The organism is Neptuniibacter sp. QD29_5, assembly GCF_047778125.1.
Lineage (GTDB): Bacteria > Pseudomonadota > Gammaproteobacteria > Pseudomonadales > Balneatricaceae > Neptuniibacter.
The window spans coordinates 259,083-272,570 of record NZ_CP180556.1 but is presented as its reverse complement, the minus strand read 5'-3'; the positions used below and the strand labels follow the sequence as shown (position 1 = coordinate 272,570).

Annotated in this window: 9 protein-coding genes and 1 tRNA gene; 7 read left to right on the top strand and 3 right to left on the bottom strand. The window is 45.3% G+C overall.

The window, feature by feature from the left end; translation table 11 throughout:
* The first annotated feature begins 12 nt into the window (after positions 1-12).
* Both ACMXYR_RS01115 and glnE read left to right on the top strand, forming a co-directional pair.
* Positions 13-1,134 (top strand): inorganic triphosphatase, encoded by a 1,122-nt coding sequence (locus ACMXYR_RS01115; protein WP_415902582.1) that lies wholly within the window; start codon positions 13-15, stop codon positions 1,132-1,134.
* Between the two features lie 109 nt (positions 1,135-1,243).
* The gene (gene glnE / locus ACMXYR_RS01110) at positions 1,244-4,144 is read left to right on the top strand and encodes a bifunctional [glutamate--ammonia ligase]-adenylyl-L-tyrosine phosphorylase/[glutamate--ammonia-ligase] adenylyltransferase (RefSeq protein WP_415902581.1); all 2,901 of its coding nucleotides are present in this window, start codon (positions 1,244-1,246) and stop codon (positions 4,142-4,144) included.
* A 76-nt stretch (positions 4,145-4,220) separates the two neighbouring features.
* Here the strand turns inward: glnE and ACMXYR_RS01105 are convergent, their stop codons facing one another.
* Positions 4,221-5,219 (bottom strand): branched-chain amino acid aminotransferase, encoded by a 999-nt coding sequence (locus tag ACMXYR_RS01105; RefSeq protein WP_415883173.1) that lies wholly within the window; start codon positions 5,217-5,219, stop codon positions 4,221-4,223.
* A gap of 360 nt (positions 5,220-5,579) precedes the next feature.
* Here ACMXYR_RS01105 and waaF point away from each other — a divergent pair, with 360 nt between their 5' ends.
* From waaF to ACMXYR_RS01090, 3 genes are all read left to right on the top strand, one after another.
* A complete protein-coding gene (gene waaF, locus ACMXYR_RS01100; RefSeq protein WP_415902580.1) occupies positions 5,580-6,605 on the top strand; it encodes a lipopolysaccharide heptosyltransferase II in 1,026 nt (341 codons plus the stop codon).
* Positions 6,602-7,606: a lipopolysaccharide heptosyltransferase RfaC gene (gene rfaC, locus ACMXYR_RS01095; RefSeq protein WP_415902579.1), complete on the top strand. Its 1,005-nt coding sequence runs from the start codon at positions 6,602-6,604 to the stop codon at positions 7,604-7,606. The genes waaF and rfaC overlap by 4 nt, the downstream gene beginning before the upstream one ends.
* Positions 7,607-7,804: 198 nt before the next feature.
* Entirely contained in the window at positions 7,805-10,870 is a 3,066-nt protein-coding gene (locus tag ACMXYR_RS01090) for an EAL domain-containing protein (protein WP_415902578.1), read from the top strand.
* Between the two features lie 17 nt (positions 10,871-10,887).
* Here the strand turns inward: ACMXYR_RS01090 and ACMXYR_RS01085 are convergent.
* A tRNA-Thr gene (locus tag ACMXYR_RS01085) sits at positions 10,888-10,963 on the bottom strand.
* Between the two features lie 123 nt (positions 10,964-11,086).
* Complete coding sequence (locus ACMXYR_RS01080; RefSeq protein ID WP_415902577.1) at positions 11,087-11,470, bottom strand: hypothetical protein; 384 nt, start codon at positions 11,468-11,470, stop codon at positions 11,087-11,089.
* Positions 11,471-11,605: 135 nt separating this feature from the next.
* On the opposite strand from ACMXYR_RS01080, the gene ACMXYR_RS01075 reads away from it, so the two are divergent.
* Both ACMXYR_RS01075 and ACMXYR_RS01070 read left to right on the top strand, forming a co-directional pair.
* Entirely contained in the window at positions 11,606-12,115 is a 510-nt protein-coding gene (locus ACMXYR_RS01075; protein ID WP_415902576.1) for a hypothetical protein, read from the top strand.
* A 161-nt stretch (positions 12,116-12,276) separates the two neighbouring features.
* Positions 12,277-13,287: a zinc-dependent alcohol dehydrogenase family protein gene (locus tag ACMXYR_RS01070; protein WP_415902575.1), complete on the top strand. Its 1,011-nt coding sequence runs from the start codon at positions 12,277-12,279 to the stop codon at positions 13,285-13,287.
* Positions 13,288-13,488 lie beyond the last annotated feature (201 nt).

The window sequence follows — 13,488 nt, the reverse complement described above, 5'->3', positions numbered from 1 at the left end:
GAAAAAACAGAGATGGCATTAGAAGTAGAGCTAAAGCTAACTTTAAGCCCGCATCATGTGGAATCATTAAAACTACAACCACTGTTCCGCTCCTCCCAAGTTCGAGAATTGGGGAGCCACCACTTAGGTAACATCTATTACGACACCCCCGATCAGCAACTAACTCAACACCGGGTAGCTCTGCGTATTCGACGTAAAGGTGAACAGCTGATTCAAACACTGAAAAGCAGCGGATCTTCTGAAGCAGGCATGCACTCACGCAAAGAGTGGGAATGGCTGATTAAACAGCCGGAATTAAATTACGAACTACTTGAAAGTGCAGAATGGCCTAAAGCCCTTCAAGACCCGGATATCCATGCTCAAGTTGCACCAATTTTTAGCACCGACTTTACCCGTACAACGTGGATACTCGATACCCTGGATAGCAAAGGTAATGTGCTAAAAGCCGAGATCGCTTTAGACCAAGGCACTGTGAGTGCTCATGGCCGAGAAGATCCTCTGTGCGAGCTGGAGCTGGAACTGCTGGAGGGCGAGGCGACCGAGATGGTCAAATTCGCATTAGATCTAGCGAAACATGTCCCTCTCTACATTAGCGATATCAGTAAAGCACAAAGAGGCTATCGTCTTCTCACTCCAGAGACCTATGACGTTCACCGTAAACTACCCGAATTCGATGAATCGACCACGCTAGAACAAAGCTTCAGCACTCTGTTGCAAAAAGAACTCGGTCTTTGGCCGCGTTATTTGGAAGCTTGGCAATTTACTAAAGATTGGAAATACATCCCTTTAGCACTCGAGTCTCTGCGTAATATTGGTGCCCTCTATGAGACCTACAGCGATATTGCGCCTGCAGAACCTGATGGCAAGATCGATTTCCTTCTCAGCAAACTGATCCGTCAATTACGAGATATCGATGCCTGGCGACGTACTGCAGTAATCTCGAACCAAAAAGAGAGTGACTTGATCAAGCAACAGCAGCAACGCTCCGAAGCGCGTTTAAATGTGTTATTACAAACCGCAGAACCGGGCGTCTTAGCACTACTGATATCAGAACAGCTGATAGAAAAATCTTGGCGCGAGCGCTGGCAGGAAAGCCACCAGCAACTGGCCCAAAGTTGTTTAACAAAAGCATGATAAGCATCACTCATTCAGTTGTTTTAGACTGTTAGAATGATTTTGGGGTCTCCATTAACTACGCATCATATTCGGCCCCAAGTTTCACATTTCAGGAGACATAAGCCTTATGCTCAAACCGCACATGGATTTACTGCCAGAAACACTTCAACCGGTACTCACCAAAAACTGGGAACCCCTTGAAGAGACTCTGACCACACTGAGCAATACCCCTGAGAGTTTTAGTCAGGACTTAAGCCGTGTTCTGACCGGCAGTAACTTCGTGGCGGAGCAACTCGAGCGTCGCCCAGAGATGTTGAGTTCGCTCCTTGAAAGCGGTGATCTATACAACTCCTATTCAGAAGAGCAGTATCACAACACGCTAAAAGAGACATTTAGCTCCCTAGAAACGGAAGAACAGCTTCACAAAGCGATCCGTTGTTTCCGCCAGCGTGAACAAGTTCGCCTAATATGGCGTGACCTCACCCGTACCAGCGATATGCGCACCACCACCCGTGAACTTTCTTGGTTGGCTGATGCCTGCGTAGAACAAACCATGAACTGGCTATATGACCAAGCTTGCGAACGTTGGGGGACACCAACCGGTCGACACAGCCGTAAACCGCAACGCATGGTTGTACTGGGCATGGGTAAGCTAGGTGCAAACGAGCTGAACTTATCCTCCGATATAGATCTGATCTACGTTTACCCAGAAAACGGTGAAACCGAAGGCAGCAAAAAGTGTCTGGACAATCAGGACTTCTTTATCCGCCTAGGCAAAAAGCTGATTCAGGCACTGGATAACAGCACCATCGACGGCTTTGTGTTCCGTGTTGATATGCGTTTACGTCCATTCGGTTCAGCAGGCCCCTTGGCGATTAGTTTCGATGCAATGGAAGGTTATTACCAAGAGCATGGTCGTGAGTGGGAACGCTACGCCATGATCAAAGCCCGCATAATGGCAGGAGATAAAGAAGCGGGCGAAGAATTGATGCAGATTCTCCGCCCATTCGTGTACCGTAAATATATCGACTTCAGTGCTTTTGATTCTCTGCGTGAGATGAAAGAGATGATCAGCCGCGAAGTTCGTCGCAAAGGCCTGAATAACAATGTAAAACTTGGCTCGGGTGGTATCCGTGAAGTCGAGTTTATCGCACAAGTATTCCAACTATTGCGTGGTGGTCGAGATACACGATTACAACAACGGGAACTGTGTAATATTTTACCTATTCTGCCAGACGTCGTCGGTATGCCTGAACAAGCCTCTCAGGAGCTGATGGCTGCTTATGAATTTTTGCGTAACGCCGAGCATGCAATTCAGGCCGTAGCAGATAAACAAACGCAAGAACTTCCAATCGATGAAGTAGAACAATGCCGCTTAGCTTTCAGTATGGGCTTTAACGATTGGGATAGTTTTGCAGCCGAGTTAGAAAGTCACCGCGATAAAGTGCGTATTCACTTTGCCGATCTGATTGCACCGTGCGAAGAAGACGAACCGGAAGAAGATTCAGCATGTGACGAGACTTGGCTTTCTTTATGGAAAGATGAACTTGAAGATCGGCACGCTATAGAGCTTCTTGAAGAGCAAGGTTTCGACGATCCCAAAGAGGCGTGGCACAAGATAAAAACCCTGCGTGAATCGCGTACTGTGCAGATGCTACAACTTATTGCGCAAGAACGTTTATTAGCCGTACTGCCTATTTTGCTGCGTGAAATCGCCGCGACCGAAAATGCGACAGAAACCTTAGGCCGAGTCCTAACGCTGATCCAAGCAATCTTAAGACGTTCCGCTTATCTAGTGTTATTGGCTGAAAACCCAACCGCTCTTCAGCAGATGGTTAAGCTCTGCTCAGCATCTAGCTGGTTCTCAGAAAAGCTCGCGAAACAGCCAATTCTATTGGACGAGCTAATCGACCCGAGCAGCCTATATTCGCCACCGGATAAAGCTCAGCTAAACAGCGAACTGCGCCAACAACTGCTACGTATTCCAGAAGAGGATACGGAGCAGTTAATGGACACTCTACGTTACTTCAAGAACGCCCACTCTTTGAAAGTAGCAGCGTCTGAGATCACAGGCGCACTGCCACTCATGAAAGTAAGTGATTACTTAACTTGGACAGCGGAAGTTATCTTAGAAGCGGTGGTCGATATCGCTTGGAAGTTGATGACCGAAAAGCACGGCGCTCCACAGAAATCAGCAGGCGTACCCTGCAACCCAGACTTTATCGTTCTAGGTTACGGTAAAATGGGCGGGATCGAGCTTTCCTATGGCTCGGATCTAGACCTAGTCTTTATTCACGATTCTGATGCGAACCTGTTTACCGATGGGGATAAACAGATCGCTAACTCGGTCTTCTTTACTCGCTTAGGTCAGAAAATCATCCACATCCTAAATACATTCACCACCTCAGGTCAGTTGTATGAAGTGGACATGCGTCTGCGTCCATCTGGTAACTCCGGCCTATTGGTAAGTTCTCTCAAAGCCTTCTCCGACTATCAACACAAAGAAGCGTGGACTTGGGAACATCAAGCCCTTGTTCGTGCACGCGTTGTTGCCGGTGATGCAGCTCTAAAAGAGAAGTTTGAAGAGGTGAGAGCCGAGATTCTTAAACTGCCTAGAGAGGATGAAAAGTTACTAGAAGAAGTAACTGAGATGCGCGAGAAGATGCGTGATCATCTGGGTAGCAAAGGCAACGATGAAGAGAACCCTGTGTTCCACCTTAAACATGATCGTGGTGGCATTGTAGATATTGAATTTATCGTTCAATACTTGGTTTTACGCAATGCAGGAAAATGCCCATCGCTTTATGAGTTCACCGACAATATCCGTATTTTAGATGCTGCCGAGCAGATCGAGTTAATCAGCCAAGATACTGCTGAAACTCTGCGAGAAGCTTACAAAGCTTATCGCGCAGCAGGCCATCGTCAAACCTTGCAGGATCGCTCTAATACTATCTCTGGCGCTGAAATGACTGAGATGCGAAATGCAGTCGCTAACATCTGGCAATATATCATGTCAGGGGAAAGCTAAGCTTTCTCCCGATAACAAAAAAGGGCAGTACCTGCGAAGGTACTACCCTTTTTTTATAAACTGTTTAGGGAGGCTTTTAAACGTCGGTTAACCAACCGTGCTTATCTTCTGCCTTGCCCCATTGGATATCGTTTAGCGCCTTACGCAAACGTAGAGTTGTCTCGCCAATACCACCATTACCAACGCTATACTCTTTATCGTTATAAACCATAGTACCCACTGGCGCCAATACCGCAGCTGTACCTGAAAGTGCAGCTTCGCAACCTGGCTTAGCAATACGCTCAAGCATCTCTTCTACCGAGATACTACGCTCAGATACTTTAAGACCTAAATCACGCGCAATGGTTAGAACAGAATCACGCGTTACGCCGTGTAGGAAGCTTTCATCCAAATCACGTGTAATGACTTCATCACCATCGATAAGCAGGAAGTTAGCTGCGCCAGTTTCCTGAATATCACCGTTTGGACAGAACAGAACCTGATCAACATTATGCTCAGCTTTTGCTTTCATCGTTGGCAGCAATGCACTCGCGTAGTTACCACCACTCTTGATCATGCCATTATGAGGCGCACAACGTAGGCCATTATCTTCTACTAACAAACGCAACGCGCGATCACCACCCGCAAAGTAATCACCTACAGGTGAAAGCAGTACGTAGAAACAAGCCGTTTCAGACGGTGCTGCTGCTTTACCAATCGCAGGCTCAGTACCAAACAACGTTGGACGGATATACATAGAACCCGGAGGTGCTGGAACTTCATCAGCAAAGCGCTTCACTGTATCCAGAATCATCTGAGTTACAAACTCCTCATCTAATTCAGGCAGTGCCAATAGACGCGCACTTTGCGCCATACGGGAGACATTACGATCAATACGGAAAACTTTAATCGAACCATCTTCATGACGGAATGCTTTTAGACCTTCAAAACAAGTCGAAGAGTAATGCAGAACATGTGCACCTGGGTGCAAGTTGATGCTGTCACTAGGGACCATTTCGACCGCACTCCAGCTGGAACCGTCAAACCAAGAGATTGACATTTCAGGCATAAAAACGGAGCCGAATGCAGTTGCCATGAGACCTTCCTTCTAATTATTTTGATGCGTTACTGTTTTGCCCTTCGATACTTTCGAAAAAGGAGCAAACAGAGATGATATGTACAAATTAAGGGCTGATATTCTAATCCTGATAACAGAAAATTGGAATTACCTGAGCCCTTCTACAGCGTATCTTGCAGAATTAAAGTGCCAATAAACCCAATAAGAATTGAAATTGGGCGTTTTTCTCCAATTCTTGTATGATTCTCACCTTATCAAATACCGTTCACTTAGGGCTATCTAAGCACGATAACGGGCTATTTTTGATCGCAGTCTAAAAGCAACAGAGCAGAAGGTTCACTCACCTATGTCGTTAACACAGCAAATGGATAACAGCTAATGAAAACGCTTATCATCGGCCCATCTTGGGTAGGCGACATGTTAATGAGCCAATCTCTGTACCAGCACCTAAAACTGAAGAACCCTGATATTGAGATCGACGTGTTAGCGCCGAACTGGTGTCGACCTGTTTTAGCGCGTATGCCCGAGGTCAATAAAGCGATCGAGATGCCGGTAGGACATGGCAGCCTGCAATGGGGCCTGCGTAAACAGATTGGTCAGGAACTCGCTAAAAACGGCTATGAGCAAGCACTCGTTCTACCTAATTCTTTAAAATCTGCATTAATCCCTTGGTTTGCCAAAATTCCAAAAAGAACTGGCTGGCGTGGTGAGATGCGTTATGGCTTGCTGACCGACCTTAGACCACTGAATAAAGAAGCCTATCCATTGATGGTTCAGCGCTACCTTGGCCTGGCAGAATCGCCGGGGACACCAGCCATACCGATGGAACAGATCCCTTATCCGCAACTGACAGTGGATAACGCTGAATACGAAGCCGCTCTAACTCAATTCAAACTAAATCCTGAGAAAGCGATCGCGTTTTGTCCAGGTGCCGAGTTTGGTCCGGCTAAACGCTGGCCTGATTATCATTATGCGTCACTAGCGAAGTTATTAATTGCTGATGGTTACCAGATCTGGCTATTTGGCTCCGAAAAAGACAAGCCTGTATGCCAACAAATTCAAGACCAGCTTACGGTTGAAGAACAACAGCGCTGCAGCAACTTAGCCGGTGTTACCACGCTTCCTCAAGCTATCGACCTAATCGCGCATTGCCAAGCGGCGGTGAGCAATGATTCTGGATTGATGCATATTGCTGCAGCCGTCAATGTGCCGCTTGTTGCACTCTACGGCCCTACCAGCCCTGGATTTACACCGCCGCTATCCGATAAAGCGAAAATCATCAGACTGATCGAAGGCTACCAAAAAATTAGAAAAGGTGATGCCGACCAAGGCTATCATCAGAGTATGATCGATATCACACCTGAGCTTGCTTATAAGGCAACCATCGATGGATTAAACCGATGAAGAAAGTTCTCGTTGTTAAAACTTCATCCATGGGTGATATCATCCATACCTTGCCTGCGCTCACAGATGCAGCTCGCGCAATCCCGGGTGTACAGTTTGATTGGGTTGTAGAAGAAAACTTTACCGAAGTACCTTCATGGCACCCTTCGGTTAATCAGGTTATCCCGGTTGCCATTCGACGCTGGCGCAAGAATATCTGGAGCACGTTAAAAAGCGGTGAGTGGTCCGATTACAAACAGCGACTGCAAACAGAACAGTACGACGCTGTTATTGATGCCCAAGGCTTACTCAAGAGTGCTGTACTGGTCACACGCTTAGCAAACGGGCCGTCATTTGGTTTGGGAAAAGATTCAGCTAAAGAACCTTTAGCTGCACGATTTTACGACACCTCAGTTTCGGTTCCGAAACAGCAACATGCCGTTGAGAGGGTTCGCCAATTATTTGCCCAAGCGCTGGGATACGATCTTTCAGATGAACGTGGTGATTTTAATATTCGTCAGCACTTCTTAAAGCAAACTCATCGCGAAGCACCTTATCTGGTCTTTCAACACAGTACGACTCGCTTTGATAAGCATTGGCCTGAAACTTACTGGCAATCGTTGATCAAGCTAGCAGGAGATGCCGGCTGGAAAATCAAACTACCCTGGGGCTCAGAACCAGAACAACAACGTGCACAACGACTCGCTGAAGCACATAAGAATGCTGGAGTATTACCAAGGCTTCCATTAGCTGAAATCGCCACCATTCTGACGGGTGCAAGCGCTTGTGTATCAGTAGATACTGGCTTGTCCCACCTCGCAGCAGCATTGGATACGCCTAACGTCATTTTATTTGGCCCAACCGATCCAGGTTTGGTAGGAGGCTATGGTAAAGATCAAACCTGCCTACAAGCCAGTGAATGCCCTAGAAATCAAAACGATGTTGAACCTGCTATTTTTGCGCCGCTTACGCCTGAAATTGTTTGGGGTACATTATCCAGCCAAATCACTTTAACTAGTTAATAAGTAGATAAAAAAGCATCTAACTATTTGCCTATCAGGTAAATAGTTCTAGGATAAAATGAAAGGTTTTGAGCTAAGAAAAAGATTTAAGCGCACTAATGTACAAGAGCGAACATTAGCTAGCACTGCAACGACTGCATAAACCTAATTTGTCGAACATTCGCTTTGTTCGACCTTGTTGTATTAAGAAGGTTTACTTTGGCAACAGATCACTCTGAATCCATTCATATCAATAAGCCCATCCGCGGCTTACTGGCACTGGTCGTTTTACCGCTCTTTTTAATCGCGATTGGCGGCATTGCGATCTATTTGAACCTAGCAAGCAAAAGCGAAACTGAAGCGCGTAGTCACAGCCAAAACATCACTAAGTTGTTAGCCAGTCAAGCGGATGCTTTCATCCGTAATAGAACACACGCAGTTGCGCTAATGGCAGGTGAACAACAAATCACCCAATACATACTTAATCCCGATATAAATCGCTCTCGAATCAAGAAAAAACTAAAACGTTACTGTCATACATTGCAGGCATCGATCTGTTACATCATGGATAAGAACGGCGTTACCCAAGCAGACAACCGCCCACCGGAGACGACCCTTGTAGGAAAAAACTATGCTTTTCGCCCGTATTTTCAACAAGCGATTCAAGGTATACCAATCGTTCACTTAGCTTTGGGCGTCACAACAAAAAAACGCGGTCTCTATTTCAGCCACCCTATTTATTCAGATGCTGATTCTCCTATTGGGGTAGCTATAATCAAGTTCCTACCCGATCAGATTGAAGAACGTTTCCATCGTCTCCCGGGCAATGCATCCTTAATTGACCCTAACGGTATTGTCTTTGCTTCCAACGACAAGGACTGGCTCTACAAAACACTCTTTCCTCTATCCTCAGTACAAGAAAAGAAGGTCGCTGCGTCGCGACAATTTGGAGATTCGATACCTGAACATTTAGGTTTCAGCCGCAAGCTAGATAATTCTGTCATTGAAAAGGACAAACAGCTCTTTATATATGAGAGCGCACCTTTAGAGGAGTTGTCCGGTTGGCACATCTCATTTCTTTTAGAGCCTGAACAATTCCAAACCTCTGAACAGATTACTCAGCATCAGATCGCTTTGTCGTTGATCGGAGCGATGTTCTTTATCACCTTAGTTGCAATTAAACTCCTCTATCGCCAGCTCAGACATAGCTTAGGCTCGACCCAACGCTATCAGCATGAGTTAGAACAAAGTGAGCAGCGCTTACAACGTTTTGAAGAGGTCACCTCCGAAGCTATATTCATCCATAATGCGCAAGGCATAGTCGATCTGAATAGAAGAGCAGAAGAACTATTTGGCTACAGCTACCAAGACTTTATTAAACTGGACCCTCAAACCTTATTCACCCCGGAAAGTTTGCCGACAGCACTGGAACATGCACGGAACACATCTGAGCAACCTTACCAAGCCGTTATTATCACCAAACAACAAGAAGAGATTCCTGTAGTCATCACAGGTCGAAGGGTGCTGTGGCATGGGGAGAAAGCAAGGGTAGCCTCATTCCGCGATATCAGAAAACGAGTTGAAACGCAGAAAAAATTATCTGCCAGTGAAGACCGATTCCGCCAACTCTCCGACCTTGTCGCCGAAGGTTTGCTGATCTATAGCAATCACAAAATCATCGATGTAAATCAGGCTCTGTGCCGAATTTTTGCAACAGATAAGGATACGCTCATCTCCTCCTCCTTGGATAATTTATTCAATAAGGAGATATCCGAAGAGATCTTAGAGCTAGAGCAAACAGATAAGTCCTCTTTTGAAATCACATTGCAACGTGGAGACGGTTCTACCTTCCCTGCAGAGATTTCCTCTGCCAGCATGCAATTTGATGATGGCCTGTTTAATATCGTCGCTATACGTGATATTAGCCGCCAAAAGGAGCAAGAGGAACATATTCTCTATCAGGCGCAATATGACCTACTCACCAACATTCCCAACCGTGTATTAGCACGTGATCGCGCCGAACAAGCAATCAAAAAAATGCGTCGAGAAGGTCGAAAACTGGCCTTAATGTTTATCGATTTAGACGATTTTAAAAAGGTAAATGACAGCTTAGGCCATGATATAGGTGATCAGCTACTGCAACAGGCTGTCGAGCGTCTACAAAGCTGCTTAGCTGAAAACCACACATTAGCCCGCCATGGCGGAGATGAATTCATTATTATTCTCGAAGATATCGAGAAGCCAGAACAAGCGGAACTCACAGCTGAACTCATTTTAGAAAAGTTCTCGCAGCCCTTCATAATACAAAGTAAGCAACTGATCGTTACCGCCAGTATAGGTATTGCCATATTCCCAGACGATGCCGTCGACTTTAGAGCATTATTACGTGCTGCCGACATAGGTATGTATAAAGCTAAAAAAGATGGCCGTAACCGCTTCCACTATTACACACAAGAGATGAATGATGTCGCGGTTCGACAATTAGAACTCGATAATTGCTTACGTGCAGCCATAGCCAACGACGAACTCAGTTTGGCATTTCAACCACTGATGTGTGGATTGAACAACGACCCTAAAATTGTCGGTGCAGAAGCTCTATTACGTTGGCACTCGTCTAAACTGGGCGACGTATCCCCTGCCGAATTTGTACCTCTAACCGAACAAACTGGGCTAATCATTCCTATCGGTCGCTGGGTGTTAAAACAAGCCTGCAAACAAGCTCAACGCTGGATTGAACAGGGGCACACTGACTTCACTATCTCTGTTAACGTTTCACCGAGGCAGTTTAAAGGCAATGACTTTATAAAAGACCTGAACCAAGCACTTGAATACAGTGGCCTTAGCCCTGAACACCTGAAGCTTGAAGTAACAGAGGGCCTGATTATTGAGGCATCCTCCAAACTGGATAACACCCTACAATCGATATCCGACATGGGCATTCAGATATCAATGGATGACTTTGGTACCGGTTATTCCTCTCTAAACTACCTACAACGCTTCCCGTTCGATGACCTGAAAATTGATCGTTCATTTATACGAGAACTCGCGACCAATCCTGATTCACAGATCTTAGTTTCTGCAACCATTGCAATGGCCCACCAGCTTGGCCTAAGCGTGACGGCAGAGGGAATTGAGACCGAAGAACAGAAAGAGTATTTACATGAACTACGCTGCGATTACCTACAAGGCTATTTGCTTGGCAAACCCGTTACAGCAGATATGTTTAGTGAAGTACTAGAACAAGGAAAACAAACCAATCCAGATAGCAATGATGCTTTAAAATAACTAGAAAGGAGAGAAAGTGGTGCCGGCACCAAGAGTCGAACTCGGGACCTACTGATTACAAGTCAGTTGCTCTACCAACTGAGCTATACCGGCACATCTCAGAAGAGGACGCGAATAATAGGCAGTTATTCGACTCGAATCAAGACTATTTTTAAAATTATTTTCAAAGCGATTAATTATCATACAAAACGCATATTAAAACGGTTCTTGCCCGCTTTAATCTTCTAAGTTATTTAACCAATCATGCCCTTGTTCTTCTTTCTGAAAGAACTCAAATTGTATCCCATGCTGAAAACAGATTGCTTTTAGCATCATCAAGTCATCCACTGCAGAATGCGCTAAATCGATATAAGCAATTTTTAAGTGAGTCCAATCATTATTCACAAATTGATCAACCACGTCATAAGCCTCCATGACAGGAATCGCACCACAGACATTGGATAGATAAAGTACCTTTTTGTGACCAAAGACTTCTGTCTTTTCGGCAATCATCGCCCATATTTCTAAAGCGTCTCGTGCTGCATCCTCCGGCTTGCGGTTGCCCGATATCACAGCCCGGATATAGTTTTCAGTATTTTCTATCGTGTATTTATAGGGCATACGGTTCAAATTTTAATAGGTTATAAATTTCTTAATTATAGACATGGGTATTCAGTGCTAAGGGCGTAAAGCGTTTTAGCTCTATTCATTTACAATCAACCATACATAGAATCGTTTCTACAAGAGGGTTTACCATTGAGACTGTTAGCTTACTTAATAATCTTTAGCGCTTCTGGTAGCGCCCTAGCAGGTTCAACCAGCTGTGCCGATAAGTTTGAACTCTACGCAAAGGCCCAAACTACGTGGCAACATGACAGTGCCAAACGCGCTGTCCAGCTTCTGCCTGAACATGCTGAACGAATAAACCACTATAGAGACACGCAGCTTCTTTCGATTCAACGCCGCACGCTTGCCGTGAAATTAGCACTCAAACATACACCAGACAAAGTACAAACGTGGGGTAGCATCAACAACTGGATAGACCTCTCACCGGAGCTAGAAGCGGAACTATCCCAGCACGACCCAAAACTCACCACATTGTCTAAAAAACATAAAAAGATGACGACGCAACCAGAAATCGAGGTCGATAACAATTTCCATCGAACTTTCCAAAAAACCGCCTTAAGCGACGAAACCTTCCGCCAGTTGATGGACACTTTCAATCTACGCTCGCGCGACATCAATAGTATGAGCTGTGAAAAATAGACCTACTTCACATTTCTAGGTGGGGGCTACTCTAACTCCCACCCACTACTCCCTCCTAAATCTAAATCCAGTCACTACTTTAGAGCCATTTTTTACCTTTGCGGTTGCCCCCGTCCTATCTGAGTGCCACTCTTTCTTACAACATTTTGGGGAGAACAACTATGCGTGCATATCAAGTCGATTCCGCTGAAGGTATTAAAGCAATCCAACAAGTAGAGTTAGATACACCTGTACCTAAGGGAAAAGAGATCCTGGTTAAGATGAAAGCCTGCTCTTTAAACTATAGGGATACACTGATTACTTTAGGTGGTTATGTACGTAATGATGTACGCCCAATCATCCCCCTCTCAGACGGCGCAGGAGAAGTGGTGAGCGTAGGAGAAGAGGTCACTCAATTTAAAGCAGGTGACAGAGTCATCGGTAACTTTTTCCAACACTGGGTTGATGGTGCCATCGATGACAAAGGCTTAAATTCCGCCCTAGGTGGCGCGATCGATGGTGTGTTAGCGGACTACTTTATTCTGCAAGAAGATTGCACGGTCAAAATCCCTGAACATCTATCATACAGCGAAGCTGCAACCCTCCCCTGTGCAGCAACAACTGCTTGGCACTCCTTAGTTAACGTCGGCAATATTAAAACGGGTGACACCATTCTTCTATTAGGTACGGGAGGGGTTTCTATTTTTGGCTTACAGCTAGCGAAAGCCAAAGGTGCAAAAGTGATCATAACTTCATCCAGTGATGAGAAACTGGAGCGCGCAAGAGCACTAGGAGCCGACCACACAATCAACTACAAAACTTCACCAGATTGGGAAGAAGAAGTGCTTAAACTTACCAACGGCCAGGGCGTTGATAACGTTTTAGAAGTTGGGGGGGCAGGCACCTTCGAGAAGTCCGTTGCTTCTACAAAAGTTAATGGTACTGTGTCCGTAATTGGCATTCTAAGCGGCTTAGAAAACCCGACTATCAGCTTAATGACGATTTTTAACCTTTTGAGAATACAAGGTATCTATGTAGGTAGTACCGAAATGCTCACACAGCTCACGGAATTTATGGCTGAGCAAAAGATGAACCCTGTCATTGATAAAACATTTGCATTCAGCAACGCCCAAGATGCTTATGAATACATGGCAGCTGCTAAACACTTTGGCAAAGTTGTTATAGAAGCCTAACCGATTAAAACCACACGTTAATAAATGAAGCTGTGACACGTACAGCTTCATTTATTAGACCGCATAAAATTAGAAATAGAGGTGTTATTACGCTTAATGATGCTGCTTTTTCGGGCAAGCAGCACTTCTACTTTTTATCGGGCAACACCAATTAATACTCAAAACCTACGATCTACCTGTAACTAAAGAGTTAATTCCTTA